Source organism: Shewanella carassii (assembly GCF_019670705.1).
Taxonomy (GTDB): Bacteria; Pseudomonadota; Gammaproteobacteria; order Enterobacterales; family Shewanellaceae; genus Shewanella; species Shewanella carassii.
The window spans coordinates 484,542-502,593 of the sequence record NZ_AP024618.1 but is presented as its reverse complement, the minus strand read 5'-3'; the positions used below and the strand labels follow the sequence as shown (position 1 = coordinate 502,593).

At 53.9% G+C, this 18,052-nt stretch carries 13 protein-coding genes and 3 pseudogenes; 4 read left to right on the top strand and 12 right to left on the bottom strand.

Annotation, left to right across the window (positions count from 1 at the left end):
• Positions 1–183: 183 nt before the first annotated feature.
• The 6 genes from K5621_RS02290 to K5621_RS02265 form a co-directional block, all read right to left on the bottom strand.
• Positions 184–3,390, bottom strand: coding sequence for an efflux RND transporter permease subunit (locus tag K5621_RS02290; RefSeq protein WP_221050314.1), 3,207 nt, complete (start codon positions 3,388–3,390; stop codon positions 184–186).
• Between the two features lie 10 nt (positions 3,391–3,400).
• Positions 3,401–4,459 (bottom strand): efflux RND transporter periplasmic adaptor subunit, encoded by a 1,059-nt coding sequence (locus K5621_RS02285; protein WP_245003163.1) that lies wholly within the window; start codon positions 4,457–4,459, stop codon positions 3,401–3,403.
• An 80-nt stretch (positions 4,460–4,539) separates the two neighbouring features.
• The gene (locus K5621_RS02280) at positions 4,540–5,808 is read right to left on the bottom strand and encodes a TolC family protein (RefSeq protein WP_100143010.1); all 1,269 of its coding nucleotides are present in this window, start codon (positions 5,806–5,808) and stop codon (positions 4,540–4,542) included.
• 272 nt (positions 5,809–6,080) lie between these two features.
• Positions 6,081–6,470, bottom strand: coding sequence for a hypothetical protein (locus K5621_RS02275; protein WP_425332462.1), 390 nt, complete (start codon positions 6,468–6,470; stop codon positions 6,081–6,083).
• 100 nt (positions 6,471–6,570) lie between these two features.
• Positions 6,571–6,747 (bottom strand): DUF3012 domain-containing protein, encoded by a 177-nt coding sequence (locus K5621_RS02270; RefSeq protein WP_100143007.1) that lies wholly within the window; start codon positions 6,745–6,747, stop codon positions 6,571–6,573.
• A 74-nt stretch (positions 6,748–6,821) separates the two neighbouring features.
• Positions 6,822–7,187 (bottom strand): SpoIIAA family protein, encoded by a 366-nt coding sequence (locus K5621_RS02265; protein ID WP_100143006.1) that lies wholly within the window; start codon positions 7,185–7,187, stop codon positions 6,822–6,824.
• Between the two features lie 243 nt (positions 7,188–7,430).
• On the opposite strand from K5621_RS02265, the gene arfB reads away from it, so the two are divergent.
• The 3 genes from arfB to K5621_RS02250 all read left to right on the top strand — a co-directional run bounded on the left by arfB (position 7,431) and on the right by K5621_RS02250 (position 8,872).
• The gene (gene arfB, locus K5621_RS02260; protein ID WP_100143005.1) at positions 7,431–7,847 is read left to right on the top strand and encodes an alternative ribosome rescue aminoacyl-tRNA hydrolase ArfB; all 417 of its coding nucleotides are present in this window, start codon (positions 7,431–7,433) and stop codon (positions 7,845–7,847) included.
• 159 nt (positions 7,848–8,006) lie between these two features.
• The gene (aroQ, locus tag K5621_RS02255) at positions 8,007–8,450 is read left to right on the top strand and encodes a type II 3-dehydroquinate dehydratase (protein WP_100143004.1); all 444 of its coding nucleotides are present in this window, start codon (positions 8,007–8,009) and stop codon (positions 8,448–8,450) included.
• A 41-nt stretch (positions 8,451–8,491) separates the two neighbouring features.
• Positions 8,492–8,872, top strand: coding sequence for an acetyl-CoA carboxylase biotin carboxyl carrier protein (locus K5621_RS02250; protein ID WP_100143003.1), 381 nt, complete (start codon positions 8,492–8,494; stop codon positions 8,870–8,872).
• Here K5621_RS02250 and K5621_RS02245 read toward each other — a convergent pair.
• The 6 genes and pseudogenes from K5621_RS02245 to K5621_RS02220 form a co-directional block, all read right to left on the bottom strand.
• Entirely contained in the window at positions 8,869–9,315 is a 447-nt protein-coding gene (locus K5621_RS02245; RefSeq protein WP_221050311.1) for a hypothetical protein, read from the bottom strand. The genes K5621_RS02250 and K5621_RS02245 overlap by 4 nt on opposite strands.
• Positions 9,316–9,327: 12 nt before the next feature.
• Positions 9,328–9,990 carry a TorD/DmsD family molecular chaperone gene (locus K5621_RS02240; RefSeq protein ID WP_100143001.1) on the bottom strand — a complete coding sequence of 221 codons (663 nt, stop codon included), beginning with the start codon at positions 9,988–9,990 and terminating at the stop codon, positions 9,328–9,330.
• Positions 9,991–10,041: 51 nt separating this feature from the next.
• Positions 10,042–10,722, bottom strand: a complete 681-nt coding sequence (locus K5621_RS02235) for a DMSO/selenate family reductase complex B subunit (RefSeq protein ID WP_100143000.1) — start codon at positions 10,720–10,722, stop codon at positions 10,042–10,044.
• A 14-nt stretch (positions 10,723–10,736) separates the two neighbouring features.
• Positions 10,737–13,254, bottom strand: a pseudogene (locus tag K5621_RS02230) (DMSO/selenate family reductase complex A subunit).
• Between the two features lie 29 nt (positions 13,255–13,283).
• Positions 13,284–15,278: an MtrB/PioB family decaheme-associated outer membrane protein gene (locus tag K5621_RS02225; protein ID WP_221050309.1), complete on the bottom strand. Its 1,995-nt coding sequence runs from the start codon at positions 15,276–15,278 to the stop codon at positions 13,284–13,286.
• A 15-nt stretch (positions 15,279–15,293) separates the two neighbouring features.
• Positions 15,294–16,215: pseudogene (locus K5621_RS02220) on the bottom strand (DmsE family decaheme c-type cytochrome).
• Positions 16,216–17,148: 933 nt separating this feature from the next.
• Here K5621_RS02220 and K5621_RS02215 point away from each other — a divergent pair.
• Positions 17,149–18,040 (top strand): annotated as a pseudogene (locus tag K5621_RS02215) (DmsE family decaheme c-type cytochrome); the annotation flags it as partial.
• Positions 18,041–18,052: the final 12 nt, after the last annotated feature.

Here is an 18,052-nt window from a genome sequence, read left to right as displayed (position 1 = left end):
ACCCTGTCATTGATGCTCAAAGCCTCGGCCCCAAGCGGTTCCCCAACGTATTTTTCCTTTAAAAACGGGCATCCCTGCCCAGGCCTACCGCAAAGCGGCAGGCCTTAGACGCAGGCCAGGTAGGCAGTCCGGCCATAACCCAAAGCGGCTCTCATCTTCCACTTAGGTCGCGTCATCTTCCCATCAATCCAAGGTTTCCAGCTCCTTGTCGCTCTTGAGATACAGGGCTCGATACAGGGTCGGCAATACCAGGAGAGTCAATGCGGTTGAGCTCAGCAGGCCGCCTATCACCACCACGGCCAGCGGCTTTTGGATCTCACTGCCGGCACCGGTTGACATCAAGATGGGGATCAGCCCCAGCGCCGAAGTCAGCGCCGTCATCAACACAGGGCGCAAACGGCCGACCGTACCTTCAAACACCGCCTGATCCAACGACTCGCCGCTGTTGCGGCGCTGGTTGATTGAATCCACCAGCACCACGCCATTAAGCACCGCCACCCCAAACAGAGTAATAAAGCCGATGGAGCTGGGCACAGACAGATAGGTACCACTGAGCCAGAGCGCCAACACACCACCTATCAGTGCCAATGGTACATTGGCCATGATCAGCGCCACCTGCTTGATAGAGCCAAAGGAGAAGTAAAGCAGCAAGGCGATCAGTGCCACAGAGATTGGCACCACCATACTCAGCCTTTGTTGGGCCCGCTGCTGGTTCTCATACTGACCGCCCACCATCACGGTATAGCCCGGCGGCAGTTGGGCTTCGGGCACCAGGTTGTAGATATCCTGCACCACGGAGCCCATGTCCCGGCCGGAGACGTTGGCCTGCACCACGACTCGCCGCTGCACATCGTCACGGCGGATATTGGGCGGCGCCATCTCTATGCTGACATCGGCCACTTCGCCCAAACGCACCTGCGCCCCATTGGCGGCCACCAGACGCAGATCGGCTATCGCATCCGGGCTCTGGCGGAAACGGCTGGCCAGACGCAGGTTGATATCGTAACGGGCGTTGCCGTCGATCACCTGACCAGCGCTGCTGCCGCCTATGCCTGTGCTCACCAGCGACATCACCTCATCGACACTGATGCCGTAACGTCCCAGCATTGCATTGTTGGGCCGCACCACCAATTGCGCCTCGCCGGTGATCTGCTCAAGAGACACATCCACGGCGCCGGGCACCTGGGCCACCAGTTTCGACAGTTGCTCGCCTTTTTCTGCCAGCACATCGAGATCCGGGCCAAACAGCTTGATGGCCAACTGTGCCTTGACCCCGGACAGGAGTTCATCGACCCGGGTCGCGATCGGTTGGGAAAAGGTCAGCAATAATCCGGGGAAGACACTGAGTTTCTGCTCCATCAAGCGTTGCAGTTCGGCGCGGTTTTCGGCCGAAGTCCACTCATCCAAAGGTTTGAGACCGATATAGATTTCAATATTGCTCACAGGCTCAGGGTCACCGCCCAGCTCAGGTGCCCCTATGCGTGACAGGGCATACTCCACCTCAGGGAACTCCAGCAGTAGGGCCTCAAGTTTGGGCGCCACATCCAGAGAAGTCTCCAGGCTCGCAGTGGGGGCCAGGGTGACCCGCAAGTTGATGGTGCCCTCCTCCAGTTCAGGTACAAATTCCGTGCCCAACCTTGGCAACAGCGACAGGCTCATGCCTAGCATGACTACCGCCACCAGCCCCACCTTGCCAGGCGAGGTCAATACCTTTTGCAGCAGCGGGCGGTAGGCCCGCTCAAGCGGTGCCAATACTGGGCTTTGCCGGAAAGTTACCCCCTTGCGGAACAGATAAACGGCCAGCGCCGGCACCACCAGCAGTGCCACCAACAGCGCCGAGATCATCGCGAGGATGATGCTCACCGCCATGGGCTGAAACAGCTTGCCTTCGACCCCTTGCAGGGCAAACAGTGGCGCAAACACCACTATGATGATAGCCGTGGCAAAGAACACCGGGCTGCACACCTCTTTGGCGGCCTGCCATACCCGCATGGCAATCGAACCTCTGTGATAATCTTCCTCACCATGATAAGGGTCAGCCTCGCCATCGCTGCGCTGCCGCGCTTGGTCTTGATGGCGCCTATCCGGCTCACTCAGATGTTTGAAGATGTTCTCCACCATCACCACAGAACCATCCACCAGCATACCTATGGCGATCGCCAAACCACCGAGCGACATCAGGTTGGCCGACATTCCCAGATAGCTCATCACCAGCAATGCCAGCAAAATGGAGACAGGAATCGACAACAGAACCAGCAAGGTGGCCCGTACGTTGACCAGGAACAGTGCCAGGATCACCACGATAAACAGAAAGGCCAGCAACAGGGCATCACGCACTGTGGTCACCGCCTTGGTCACCAAGTCTGACTGATCGTAGAACACCTCGAAGGTGACTCCCTCGGGCAGCGCCTGGCTGATCAACTGTTCGCGCTCGGCGATATCATCGATAGTCGCCTTGGTGTTGGCGCCCATTCTTTTGAGCACCACCCCGGCAACCACTTCGCCCAAGGCCTTGGCTTCACCATTGTCGTCCCGACGGGTCATGGTGACGGCACCAACCCGGATTTCACTGCCAAAGCCCACTTCCGCCAAGTCAGCAACTGTGACCGGCGTGCCTTGGTATTCGCTCACCGGAATGCGGCCTATGGCATCCAGCCCGGCCTGACCCGCAGGCAACAGACCATAGCCGCGCACCACGAGTTGCTCCTGACCATTGGGCATAAACCAACCTCCGGCATTGCGGTTGTTGGCATTCAGCGCCTGCTCCAGCTGTGACATCGACAGGCCATAGGCCAACAGTCGATTGGGATCGACCCTGACCTGATACTGACGCACATCACCACCAAAAGAGAGCACATCGGTCACGCCGCCAACCGGCATCAGCAGCAACTTCACCAGATAATCGTTGAGACTACGCAGCTCATCGGCGCCGATATTGCTATCCGGCTCGGCTCGCAGAATGTATTGATAAATCTGCCCAAGACCCGAGGTGTTGGGGCCGATTTCCGGCACTCCGACTCCGTCCGGGATCATCTCCTTGGCGGCAGCCAGCTGTTCAAACACCTGCTGACGAGCAAAATAGATATCTGTGCCTTCCTCAAACACCACAGTCACTATGGAAAGCCCGGTACGGGAGAGTGAACGTACTTCTGTCACCGCAGGCAGTGAGTACATGCTGGACTCCACCGGATAAGAGATGAGTTTTTCCACCTCTTCGGCCGCCAGTCCCTCGGCCTCGGTATTGACAGTGACTTGCACATTGGTCACATCGGGAAAGGCATCCAGATTAAGCTTTGGCAGGGCAAACACCCCCACCACCAAAACAACAATCAAGGCCAGCAACACCAGAAAGCGGTTGCGGATAGCCCAATCTATTAACGATTGCAGCATAGTGCTTTCCTCAATGGTTGTGGATGTCGAAGCCGGACTTGGCCAGCTCGGATGCCAGGAAGAAGGCGCCGGCGGTAACAACCCGAGTTCCGGGCTCTATGCCGGATACCAGATTCATGCCGCGCTCACTGGCCAGCAGTTGCACCTCTTTGGCCTCGAAACCATCATCATCTTCGATAAACACCTGCCAGTCGCCATCACGACTGCGGCTCAATGCCGCATCCGGCAGCATCACACCTTCACCGCGGGGATCGGGCAAAAACAGTTCGGCAAACTGGCCCGCATGCCAACGCACCTGAGTGTTATCCAGCCGCGCCAGCACCCGCTCGGTGCGGGTCACGCTGGACAACTCATGGGAGCGCCCTATCACGCTGGCACTGACACTGCGATCGCCAATTCGCACCAGAGTCTCACTGCCTTCGCTCAGGCCTTCGGCCTGCGCTGGGGTCAGCTCGGCGGCCACCCACAGCGAGCGCTCATCGGTCAGCTGCAACAGTTGGCTACCGGCGCCGAGCAACTGCCCTAGGCGCACCTCATCCTGCTGCACCCGACCATCTATGGGCGCCAACAGCTGATACTGGCCTATCTCCTGGGGGCGACTTTCCAGCGCCTTTATCTGTTGATCTGTCATCTGCAGCGACTTGAGAATGGCGCGTTTTAGACTGACATCAACCTGTGTCTGCAGCCTGCGACTGGCACTGACGGCACTCTCGCTCATGCGACTGACCCGGCTCCACTCGGCGGCGGCATTGATATAGTCTGCCTGAGCCTGGGCCACGGCGGCACCACCCAAGGTCAACAAGGGGTCGCCCGCCTTTACCTCTTGCCCCGGCACCACATGTCGTTCCAACACCCGCACTTCCAGTTGCGGCGTCAGCACCACAGTACGCTCGCGATCTACCAGCAAGGTGGCATTGGCGAAAGCATTGAGGCTAAAGCCACCAACGCTGACCTCTTGGGTTTCTACTCCAGCCAATTGGCGCTGCTCGCTTGAGAGCTGCAGCGCCTGATGTTCATCTTCATGTCCCTCTTCGGCGGCGACAGTCAAAGGGCTGGACAGCCCCAACATCAGCGCCAGTAAGGCGGCCTGCAGCCTTGGGTATTGTAGAGTCTTATTCATTGTTCTGTACCTTAGTGTGTATGGGGCTGTCATTGGGCATTCTCCTGGGATACGGCTATTTTCGGCAGTGCGCCGGGCAGTTGCCCCGAAGCGCCCATCCACTCGAGCCAGCTTTGGTAGAGGGCGGCCTCCAGTTCAAGACCGGCCTGAAAACTGCTGGCTAACTGCCGCCGACTGGTCAAATAGTCGCTGGTGCTAAGATCGCCGCTGCGCCAGCGTTGCCCCAAGAGTTCGGCCGCCTGGCGACCGGCCACCAAGGCCTGCTGTTGCCAATCGAGCCAGCTCTGCTTCAATCTGGGTAAGCTGTAGTTGAACTGCAATTCTTGTTGTTTAAGCGCCATCTCAACGCTTTGGTACTGGGCACTGGCGGCGGTGACCGCCTCCATGGCCGCCTTTATCGACTCGCTGTAGTCGTTGCGCAACTGCAGCGGCACAGATATGCCAATTCCCAGCTTGTTGTCGGAGCCTTCTCTCTCGGCATTGAGGCTTAAATTGGGGTCGGCCGCCGCCTGGGCCTTAGCTTGATTGACTTGCAGCCGCGCCAATTCAAGTTGCAACCCGGCACTGACCAGAGCCGGCACAGGCGCCTCGGTTGCGGGCAACTCTAGCCGATCGGCGAAGCTGCCAAAGGGCAGCTCTGCCCGGCCAAAACGCGCCAAAATACGGGTATCGGCATCCAGCAGCGCCTTCTGGGCCAGCGCCAATTCACTGATGGCACTGGCTTGTTCCAACTCCATCAGATTCAATTCCGCTTGGGACAGATCACCAACCTCGGCCCTTTGCCTGGCGATCTGCAACTGCTGCTCACCATAGTTTTGCTGCGCCCGCACAAACATCAGTTTCTTCTGTGCCAGACTCTGATCGACCAGGGCCTGCAACACCTCGGCATACAAGCGGGAACGTTCAATAGCGATATCACTCTCCAGCAACATCAACTGTGTGAGTGCCAGAGCACTGGCCGCGGCGCGCTTATCGCCCCAGTCAATGGTTTGGCTGAGAGACAGGCTGTAGGTGTCATCTTCCGGGGCATTTTGATAACTCAAGCCCAGCTCTGGGTTGTAGATGGCGCGATCGGCGCCCTTTGCCAGATACTGGGCCTCGCGGATCCTCGCTTCCTGAGCCTGAAACTCGGGTAAGGTTCTCATTCGCTGCATCAGCTGCTCGAGCCAGGCCAATGACACTTCAGACTCGGTGCCACCAACGAGATAGGAGATCTCCGGCTTCTCAGCGGCAAAAGCCGGTTGTGAGGCTAACGCTCCCAGCCCCAATAGACTCATGGAGACTATAAATTTCAACATAAACTTTCCTTGGGAAAGACCTATATGGCCGCAATGAAATCGTGTGGCCAAAGGATAAACCTTAGAGTTAAATCTAAAGTCAATGGTTAATGCTTTGCTTGTTGAATCGAATACTGATCAGAGTGCTGCAGCGATGCTGGCCATGACGCATGAGATGAGTCAAATAGTCGGGATAAAAGCGGTTAAAGGCTCTGACTATAGACAGCACAAGACAGGCGCCATGGCACACAGGCAAACTGCGCCTGGACACCACAAACACTGAAATCAGTCAGTTAGGCTATTGGGGGACGGTAATCCGGAAACGGAAAATAGAGCTGTAAAGCCGGCTCAAGACTCTGAGGCCGGGGGGGGATCAAGGGAGTCGGGCTCTGTGCCAGAGTCACAGGCAAAGACAGGTGCCCGCCATGGCACTGACAATCGAGGCAGAGATCAAACTCCTGGGATTCTGTATGCACATGACTGTGAGCCACTCGGGAAATATCCATCCCTGATGAAGTCTCTGCCTCACAGGTACAATCGACACATTGGCTGATAACAGTGACTTCGGTGACAAACTTGAGATGAGGGTGATTATTCTCTTCCTCGGTATGATTGCCCAGATGCAACTGATGCGCGCCTATATTGGCGGCGCAAAATTGCAGCACCACCAGGGCAATAAGCATATGAGTCAGTTTACGGACAAATACAGCCAAGGATAATTCCCACTCAGGGTACAAAAACGGTCTGTGCCCAAATAGACCAACAGACCGAAATAAAGTTCAGTTATTTAAACACGCAATGCTTGGCGTAATCGGCAGCTTCATTGGCAGTCCAATCACCCTTGGGCTTTTCATCCATCTGCTTACACCAGGCGTCGCTACCTACTTCGGGAGCACAGGCGCTCAATCCAGCGGCAAAAACCAACGCCAGAGAAACCGCAAAAACTTTGGATAATGACATCGAAATTTCCTTATATGTGAATCGACAACCGCCCAAGAATAACAGAATTGCCCTTTTGACCCCATAGGAGATGATTAGCGCAGCGAACGTTTGGCAATCCAGCGAATAGCCTCGTCTTTATGCTCCAACGGATACCAGGCCAGTTCGGCGCTGACAAAGGGCCCCAGCAGGCGCACCGCATTACCGACCCAATCCGGGCCACCGACAAATACCAAGGCATCGAAGGGCGGCAGCTGCACTTCACCGGCTCCCGAGAGTGAAGCCATTTCCCAGCCTTCCAACAACACATCGGCCTCTATGTAGAGACAGACTTGCCCCCACTCCTGACGGTAGCTGTTGATCGCGGGACGCAGGTAGGTGCGGTAATCCTCGGCGGTAATACGGCCGCTGGCGAATAAGCTGATCACGCCTTTGGCAATATCCGGAATTTGACACAACATAAGCACAACTCCATTGAAGCATCAACACAGGCCTAGCGTACGACCGATGTTGATATGGGTAATACCTTTACTGATAGTAAGTTTAGCCTTCCGAGACACCACGTCTGCCTAACATCGAGTGCCGTGTCGGCGCCATGTCGGCCGCTCCAGCACTTCGACTGCCGACTTTCCGTCTCGCTGAGCGAGTAAAGCCAAGCTGGGAATGGTAATATAGCGACCGCCCCAGATAACCGTTATTTTGCCATGATAAAGATCTCAAACCGTGTTCAAGTTTCAGAAAATGAAATCGAATGGCAATTTATCCGTTCCAGTGGTGCCGGAGGCCAGCACTTGAATAAGGTCTCTACCGCGGCCCAGCTTATCTTCGACATCAAGGCCTCGTCGCTGCCGGACTTCTATAAGGAAAGGCTGCTGACCAAGGCCGATCACCGCATCACTCAAAGTGGCAAGATCATTATAAAGTGCCAACAAAGCCGCAGCCAGGACGCCAACCGCCAAACCGCGCTACAGCAGTTTATCGAGCTGGTCGCCTCGGTCGGTGAAGTCGCCAGGAAACGAATTCCCACCAAGGCCACCCGCGCCAGCCAAAGGCGCCGGGTCGACAGCAAGAAACAACGCGGTGAAGTCAAATCGCTGCGGCAGAATAAGATCCGCTTCTGATAAGACCAGTCTCGCTACAGTAATAGACAATAATTGCTGACAACTGAAAGGAATGTGCAGCGATTGTGCGGCTATTGGTCGACAAATTCGACAGCTTTTGCTGAAATCAGGGGGGCACAAATTCAAGTGCGAACTCTCCCTCAAGGCAAGGAAAACAATATGAGCAGTCAGGCAAAAATACTCTTGGTGAACGGCCCCAATCTCAACCTGCTTGGCCGCAGAGAGCCGGAACATTACGGCCACCAGACGCTGGAGCAACTGGTGCAGGGATTGCAGGACAAGGCTGCCGCCGCCGGAGTGGAGCTGGAGCATATCCAGTCCAATGCCGAATACCAACTCATAGAAGCTATCCACAACACAGATGCTGGATTTGTGATTATCAACCCGGCCGCCTTCACCCATACCAGTGTGGCACTCAGAGATGCTCTGCTGGGGGTCGCCATTCCTTTCATCGAAGTGCACCTTTCCAATGTGCATGCCAGAGAGCCCTTCCGCCATCACTCTTTCTTTTCCGATAAGGCCAAGGGCGTGATAGTGGGACTGGGGCCAAAGGGTTATGAGTTTGCCCTAGAAGCCGCCATAGCGGCACTCAAACAAGGCTGAGCAGAGGAAGGTCCTGTCACCCTTTAGTGCTGAGAATGACGATGGACATCCGCAAAATCAAAAAACTGATCGAATTGGTGCAGGAATCCGGCATCAATGAGCTGGAAATAACCGAAGGTCAGGAGGCCGTGCGTATCCGCCGTTTTGGCCCGCAGCAACCTCAGACCAGCTTCAGCATGAACAGCGACAACGTGCAGGTGCTGGCGCCTGTCGCTGGCACTTTCTTACGCAGCGCCGGCGACAATGGCCAGCCACTGGTGGAACTGGGCACAGAAGTCGAGCCAGGCACTGTGCTGGGTTATGTGCAGGCGATGAAGGCGCTCAATCCGGTCAAGGCAGAACAGAGTGGTACGGTTAAAGCCATACTGGCCGAAAACGGTGAAGCGGTAGGGTTACAGCAAACCCTGTTTGTACTGGATTAACCGGCTCCCATATTTCGGCTGAGTCTGCGCCGCTGAGTGTATAGCTGTTCGAGTTGACGGCTGATATCCAACAGTTGTTGGCGCTGTTGTTGCAGCGATTCATCCAGGTTGTCAGCAGACAACTCGGCAGCCAATTTCGATGCCAGGTGCAATATCTGTTGCTCTGCCTGACTCACCGGCTGCTGCTGCGCTTCCTTGATGAATAGCAACCTGAAACAGTCGTAGAATACCGACAGCAATACGCCATCATCTATCTGGCTTTGAGTAAAACGAGGATCATCGGGATTATAGCTCAGCGCAGCAACCAGATTACACAGCGTTGTCAATGAGGTCGCTCCTGCGGACAATTCATTGACAAGCTGACGATTGAGTAACTCTTTAGCCAAACGTTCAGCAAACTCAGCCTTTTGCCACTGGGCTCCTAATGCCTGGATAACGCTCACTCTTATCTCCTGCTAACGAAACAACCTGACGGACATAGGTACCAATTCAAAATCATTGGTCAATTGTTGCAAAAAATCTTGTGCCAACAAAGCGATGGCAAAGTAAAACTCCGTTTGCGCATGTTCCGCAGCCAATTCCAGGCAACGTCCTGACCAGGTCAACAGATGCTGTTGCAACAACACTTGAATAAAACGTTTCAACGCCTGATTGTCTGGCTCTTCTGCCAAGCGCCCCAAACTGGCATCCAACACGCTAAAGAACAAACCGATATGGTCAACAGGATCGCGAACCGTCAACGCCAGACTCACATCATGAGCCTGATAAAAATCCATCAATGCCAGAGTGCTTCTGTCATTCAGCAGTTGTTCCTCACCCAGATACACAGAGCCATAAGGTATTGCCTTAGGTTCACCGGGACCGAAAAACAGTTGTCCATAATCGAGTTGTAACTCCAGAAATTGAGTGTCATCCCAATTTTGCAGATAGTGAACCAAGGCTTCCCTACCGACTCGGTTACCATCGCGGCCCGCAAACTCAGGCCAAGTTTCGGCCACCTGATTCTCCTTCAGTTCGGTAATCAGTTGCGCTTGTGGATACTGATAGAGAAGATGATGCAATAAACGTGCAATCCCCTGATATTCAGCGAAATCTATCTTTGATAATGGATTAGTCATCTTTTTTCCTGAGCTGAAGTAAACAGGCGCCCGGAGGCGCCTGTTGCACGATTACACCTCGTTGGGGTTGAGCACCTTGCCGGCACCACTGCCCGCAGGCTGACCATGGCGATTCGCCTTGATGATCAGGTTGGGGGCCGTGATTGATGCACTTGGCAATGGGGCGATATGACCATCCCCATCCCCATACTTGGCGCGCAAGTTGTCCATGGTATCGAAGTCCAGCGCTCGCATTGGGCAGGATTCCACACACACAGGTTTTTTACCTTCAGCCAAACGCTCATAGCAACCATCGCATTTGGTCATTACTTTACGCTCTCTATCTATCTGAGGCGCATCGTAAGGGCAGGCTCTGGCACAGCTTTCGCAACCAATACACAGGGACTCTTCGACATGGACCAGACCATCTTCACGACGCTTGTGCATGGCGCCGGTTGGGCAGGCTTTGACGCAGACAGGTTCACTGCAATGGTTACAACCAATGGACATATAGTAGGCAAATATATCCTGAGTGTAGGTATCGGTATTCGGATCCACAGACCAGTTACCGCCACCATATTCATAAACCCGGCGCCAGGTCACCCCTTTCAGACTAGGGACACCATTGGTCAAAGGCTGGTTATTGGCTCGCAGCAAATCGCCCTGACGATCTTTACAGGAAACGTGGCAGGCCTTGCAACCAGTGCACTTGGTAGTATCGACATAGAAGCCGTATTGAATAGATTGAGTCATTTGCAAGTGCTCCCTTATGCTTTCTTGATGAGCTGAACACGATTGGTATGCTGCGGATTCCCCTTGGCCACAGGGCTAGGGATATAGCGAGTCAGAGTATTGATGGCCCCACCGACATCGATCACCTTACCAAGTTGGCCGGTACGACCATTGGCATCGGCCAGGTACCAGGCCCCTTGGCCCAGTGCAACCACACCTGGAGCGACTCTTGGAGTCACTTTTACAGGAACCTCGATAGAACCGCGCTCGTTGTACATCTCGACCACATCACCGGCAGCCAACTGATAGGCGTCGGCGTCGATGGGGTTGATCCACACAGCGTCCTCCACTGCCTCACGCAGCCAAGGCACATTGTGGTAACTGGAGTGAGTGCGCCCCTTAGTGTGATACCCGGCGAGCTGCAGTGGGAAGCCGGCATCTATGGCGTCCTGATCCTCATAACCATCCCAAGTCACTGTGTACTGAGGAATGGCTGTAATGGTGTCACCTTTAACCTTATCCTGCTCCCAGTTCTTGGCACGCCAAGCCAGCTCAGCAGAATAGATCTCTATCTTGCCTGAAGGTGTAGATAGCGCTTCGCCACCATTGACAAAGCTGTCGAGGGCAACATGCTTGTCTCCCATGTTCTTGCGGAACACCCCGATCTTCTGGGCTTCTTTATAGCTGGCAGGGAAAGCTGGGCTGACGCCGAGGTTCGCACTGGCGCTCTTGGTCTTCTGATACAACTCTTCCAACCAGTCGGCTTCGGTTTTACCTTCGGTGAACAGCTGACCAACACCCATTTTTTCAGCGATCATGGCAGCGGCTTCATACATGGACTTGCAATCCCACATAGGTTTCACCGCGGCAGACATAGCGGTCAAATACCCCAGCGAACCTGAAGCATAGGAATCATTCACCAGATCGTTGGACTCCAGCCAGCTGGTATCGGGCAGTATGATATCGGCAAACTTGGCCCCTGGAGTCATCCAGCAATCGCAGGAAACGATAAACAAGTCTTCAGCATCACGTAAAATACGTGCGGTGTTGTTGATTTCAGCGTGCTGGTTCAGCAAAGAACTGTCTGAGGCGCTGAAAACAAAATGAATGTTACTGCCAAGCTTTTCATCAAGATCCGCAGTTCCCCGGATACCATGAGTACGCGCGGTGAAGTTCTTACCGTTTTCAATCGCTTCGGTCCAGGTAAAGAAAGAGATGGCTTCCTTAACTGGGTTGGAACCGGTTGGGATACCGGCACGTGACATGCTGCTCATGTAAGGCAGTTCACCGTTAGAGGCGCCTGGCGTACCCAGCTTGCCGGTCAGTACCGACAACATATACAAGGCACGCATATTTTGCTCACCATTGGCCTGTCTGTTGACCCCGGCACCCACAACAATATAAGGAGCCTTGGCATTCATCAGATCTTCGGCAACCTGGCGGATGTGGGCGGCACTGATGCCGGTAATCTTCTCGGCCCACTCTGGAGTACGAGCGCCTTGAGCGGCAAACTTACCAACCCCCAAGATGTAGTCATGGTAGTTGTCGCTGCTGTCCATGCAGGCTGCGTATTCTTGCTTCTTGGCATCACCGCTGGCCAAAAACGCGGCCTTTTGTTGCTCGATAGAAGCGGCGTCATAACCCACGGCATGCTTATTGATAAAGTCCAATGAGTTGGCATCAACCCAACCTGAGTGGATCATCTCGAAAGCAACGGCCTCGGCAAACGCCGCATCGGTTCCGGGGCGGATCGGCAACCACATTGACTCTTTACCCAACATAGAGTCGGTATAGCGAGGGTCAATCATCACGACCTTAAGACCATTGTTCTTCATCAAGGCCTGCAGGTAGTCGTACCCTTCACCCGAACCGGATTGACGCATTTCACTGGGGTTGTAACCAAAGCCCAGGAAAAAGTCACTGTGCTCCATGGTCACAGTCGATGAACCGGAAGTGCTGCCGGTACCAAAAGTATGCTTGGCCGCTTCCATCTGTTGCGCCCAGGAATAGTTGCCATAGGCATTCAGGCAACCACCGACCAGGTTAAACAGGCGGTTAAAACAGGCGTTGGAGGCAAAACCATAATAGGCGCCAGAGCCATAGCTACGGAATACCGCCTTGTTGCCATATTGGTTGATCACCCGTTGCAGGTTCTCGGCGATAGTTTGAGTGGCCTCATCCCAGCTGATAGGCACAAACTTGCCCTCGCCACGCTCGCCCACGCGCTTCATCGGTGTTTTCAGACGATCCGGGGCGTAAGTACGTTGACGCAATGAACGACCACGGGCACAGGCGCGGATTTGGTGGAGGCCGTAAACATCTTCCACCTCATGATCGGTTTCCACCCGGGTAATAATCCCATCACGGCTGAATACCTTAATCGGGCAGTTAGAGCCGCAGTTCACCAAACAGGATGACCAGTTAATTTGTTCATCACTGACAGGTGGCTTGGGCGGGACAACGTTGGCGTCATCAGAGCTGGAATTACAGCCTGAGACTGTTGCGGCACAGCCCAAAGCTGCACTCATTTTCAAAAAAGCTTCTGCGTTCCATTGTTTTTATCCTCACGATTTAAGCCTTGCTCAAGGCAACAGGTAGCTGAAGGACAACATCAGCTGATGGGCGTTGTAGTTATGATTCAATACGCCCAGAGTGGTCAGGCCGGTGACGGCATCGATACCGACATCACTGCCATCCGTATCGAAGTAGCGCTCGTACCGGTACGACACCTTCAATGCCATGGCATCGTTCAGGTGATAGCGGCCATACAGCTCGACGCTGTGGTTGAAGCTGTAATAGTCGTCATACTGCGCCGCACCGATACAGGTTTCCCCTTCCGAGTCGGCAAATTGATAGTCGGCACCCAGGGTCAGGCGGTCATCCAGCAGGCCGCTGTAAGCCACCCCGGCGCCCAGGTTGATGAAGCTGTCATCGATGTCGCCATACCAGGTCGCGCTCTGATCGCCACTCTGTTTGGAGGCGATCCACTGTTGACCGGCAAAGCCGTAAACACTCAGTTGTTTGCTCAACTGCAGCGTCAGGTTCAGGTCGTAACCGTAATCGCGGGACTCGGTCAGGCCGATAACCGTTTCATGGTAATCATCAAAGGCATAGTGGCTGTTCAGATCCAGCGTCATCCAGCTCAGCGGGGTGTACTGCAACCCAAGCTCCATTGCGGTCCGGCGCCGATCGGCCAGGTGATACTTGCGCAGCAGGCTCTGGGTTTCACTGGAGGTCAGCTCGGCCGCCTCATAGCGGCTGCCATCCCGCTCACCCAGGCTGGCTTTCAGATCAAGCTTCAGTGGCGTGAACAGTTGCATGCCCAGCTTGGCCCACAGGTTATGGTCGCGAGTGTCTTCCCGCTCGCCATAGCTACGCTCAAGCTGTTTAAAGTCGTAACCGGCCTGGAGTCGGTAACCCGGTGCCAGACGGTAGCTGGCATTGAGTTTCAGTGCCTGACGCTCCATATCCAGCAGCGGGTTTTGCCGGATGGCACCACTGACGGGGTTGAATTCGAGCTGCACAAAATCTGCCACGCTGGAGTCGTTGTCGCGCTTGCGGTAATCCAGTTGACCGCCCAGACGCAAACGGCTATTGACCAGGGTGCTGACAGCCAGATTGGCGTCCAGGGTATCGACCTGACCATCCCAATTTTGCAGCGGGTTGCCGCTCATCTGGATCAGGCCTTCATCCTGGATCATCCGTCCGGCAATGGCCCGGCCGCTGATAACCGTGTTGCTCAGCCGGTACTGACCATTCAAGGTCAGTTGATGGGCCTGGTTATCCGGAGTGGCACTGTAGATGTCACTGGCATAAGGCAAGCTCAGGTTGTTGATATCATTGCTGTACTGGCTACCTTGATAGCCCAGTTCAGTAAACCAGTTATCGCCACTGAGCTGTAACCCGGCCTGCAACTTGTCGTTGCTCTCATCCACCGGCAAGGCGAAGTTGACCGGCCTTGGGCTCATCAGACTGGCGCTGCGGTGGCCCTGCTTTTCCTCTCTGTCATAGCGCACATAGCTACTCAGATCGCCGAATTGAGCCAATTGGCCGAAGTCATAACGAAAGCCAATTCCCGCCTGTTGCCGCTCCAGTTGCAGATCCAGGTAACGTAGGGTGTCATCGGGTTGCAACATCCCCTGGTTATGCCAAAGTCCGGTGCCGACGTTGCCGTTCTCATAACGGGTCAGACTGCGATAGTCCAGCGTCATCTGGTACTGACCGGGGCGGCCGGTCTTGAGGCTGACAAAGCCGTTATCCTGACCCAGGTGATGGGCTTGCAGCTGGCTGCGATAGCCGTTGTTAGTGCGATAACCGAGGGCGGCATCGACACTGGCGACCATGCCGTCATGGTCATCGCCGAAGGCGTTGCCGCTGTGAATATCGTCACTGTCGTTGTATCCGGCATTGACAGTCACTTCACCGGCGAGCCCGGGAGTCAGTTGGCACTGCCGACACTGAAAACCGGCGGTATTGACCTTATCTGTGTTGGCGCGGCCGACACTGAAGTCGGCGGCCATCGCTGAGCCAGAGAGCCCCAGCAGAGCCATAGTCAATAGATTCAAAGGAAATCTCATCTTCAACACTCCTGCTTAACGGGACAGCACGCTGCTTACCGGATGATTGGAACCATGAATTTGGCTGTGGCAGTTCAAACAGCTCTTGCCGGAGCCAAAGGCGTTGATACCGCTTTGGGATACAGCTCTTGAGGCATGACCATCATCGGCGTGACACTGCTGACACAACTGGGGTACCCGGGCTTTCAGCAGGGACTCATTCACACTGCCGTGGGCGTTATGGCAGTTGGCGCAGTTTTCCACCACGGGAGCATGCTCCCACAACACGGGGCCACGCTTGTCGGCATGACATTCATAGCAAGTGGTGTTGATACTGCTCTGCTTGAGTGCACTCTCGGTCAGGGAGCCGTGCGGGTTGTGGCAATCGATACAGGTCATGCGATCCCACTTGAGCGGGTGGGATGAACGCTTGCTCATATCGGCCTTGGCACGGGTATGGCAGCTGGTGCAGGCCTCGTTGATCCGCAAAGGATTGAGCATGGGGTCTTCGGCAGCATGCACCTGATGGCAATCGGCACAGGCTACCTGCTCCAGGTTATGCAAGCTGTTGTGCCAAGCCATCTGCTTGGGATCATTGTGGCAGCCCAGGCAGACGCTGTTCTGACTATCGGCAGAGAGTTTGGACTCGGGGCCGAAGCTAATCATCGGCTCTTTGCCGCCACGGTTATGTTTGCCCATGGGGCCATGGCAGGCTTCACACTGCAACCCGGCCATGGGGGGGAGCGGCTGTTGTCCAGGACACCATGCACGCCCTGAAACAGAGCCATCACTTTGGGATCTTTTTGTGACACATCAGGCAGGAGTCTGCCCCTTTAGGGGAATACTTACCTTCACTGAATTTCTGTGTGAGCACTTGCTCCAGCTCGGCTTCACCCAGGTCATCCCAAGGCGCGGCCTGAGCCAGGGTTGTCGAAGCGAGTAACATGGTACTCAGCATATATAGGCCAAAATTCCAGCCTTTTTTGATACTTTTCATCATTCTCCGGCCTTTATTATTTATTTATTTAACAAAACCAAAGGAAATAACTTTCCCTTCGGTAATTTTAATTCATCCGAATTTCAAATCATTAAATACTGCACTTTCAGCAACCGAAATTGGGACAAATATAAAAAAACCACGGAACAAACAAGATATAGATCACTAAAAATTTAATTCAATAGCTACAAGGACGATATATGATCAACATCAAACTTTGAATAAAAAAGAAAAGTCTAAATAAGCACTCGGTTAAATGAGAATGAAAAACAAATCGATTCGTAGATAATTAAAAATATAAAGACAGAACTCCTTAAACAAGGCGGCACAGCGGAAATTTCGCATACATATTGAGTAGAAACATAGATTAAAAATATGAAAAGAATTGGTAAATCACACTGAAAAAACAAACAGATAATTCAACACACCCCAGCCAAGTCAAGGATTAAAAAGCCATTTCAAACATAAAGATAGCAAACAGACTCAAGAAAAAAGAACCAAAACCCAACAGCACTGGCTCACCTAAAACAGGGAGATTGCCGCATTAAAAACATCTCAATTGCACCTATAAAATTACGAAAATGAAAGCCATACACATATAAACAGAAAAACTATTACGTTATATCCCCTTAGCCACCAAGCATTCCTCGAACTGAAATTAATTAAACGATAAACGTGACCATTATCACCCAAACCTATGAGTCCTTTATATGCGTATAAAAGTATCAACACACCTTTTGGATTAATGTATTGATAACAAAAAATGCAAAACAAAACATTAGTAAATGTGAAGAACAAATATCAACCAGCTCATTCTTAGTGGCTTTTAATGGAATTTCACATAATAAAACGGGGAGCATGTATATGATTTTCGTGTATAAAAAACTCGCACTCATGGTGCCATTATTATTGTTGTTGCCATCAGTAAATGCCGCGCCTTGGGATGACCTGGGTGAAGCCGAGCTGGAGCAAGTGCTCACACAGAAATTCAGTGAAGGTAAGTATTCCCCTAAAGGGGCAGACTCCTGCCTGATGTGTCACAAAAAAGATCCCAAAGTGATGGCTCTGTTTCAGGGCGTGCATGGTGTCCTGGACAACAGCCGCTCCCCCATGGCCGGGTTGCAGTGTGAAGCCTGCCATGGCCCCATGGGCAAACATAACCGTGGCGGCAAAGAGCCGATGATTAGCTTCGGCCCCGAGTCCAAACTCTCTGCCGATAGTCAGAACAGCGTCTGCCTGGGCTGCCACAATGATCCCAAGCAGATGGCTTGGCACAACAGCTTGCATAACCTGGAGCAGGTAGCCTGTGCCGATTGCCATCAGGTGCATGCTGCCGAAGACCCCATGCTCAATCCTTTGCGGATCAACGAGGCCTGCACCAGCTGCCATACCCGTGCCAAGGCCGATATGAGCAAGCGTTCATCCCACCCGCTCAAGTGGGATCGCATGACCTGTATCGATTGCCACAACCCGCACGGCTCCCCTGACCGAGAGTGCACTCAAGCAGAGCAGTATCAACACCACTTGCTATGAATGTCATGCCGATAAGCGTGGCCCCGTGCTGTGGGAGCATGCTCCCGTGGTGGAAAACTGCGCCAACTGCCATAACGCCCACGGCAGTGTGAATGAGTCCCTGCTGAAAGCCCGGGTGCCACAGTTGTGTCAGCAGTGTCACGCCGACGATGGTCATGCCGCCAGAGCTGTATCCCAAAGCGGTATCAACGCCTTTGGCTCCGGCAAGAGCTGTTTGAACTGCCACAGCCAAATTCATGGTTCCAATCATCCGGTAAAGCAGCGT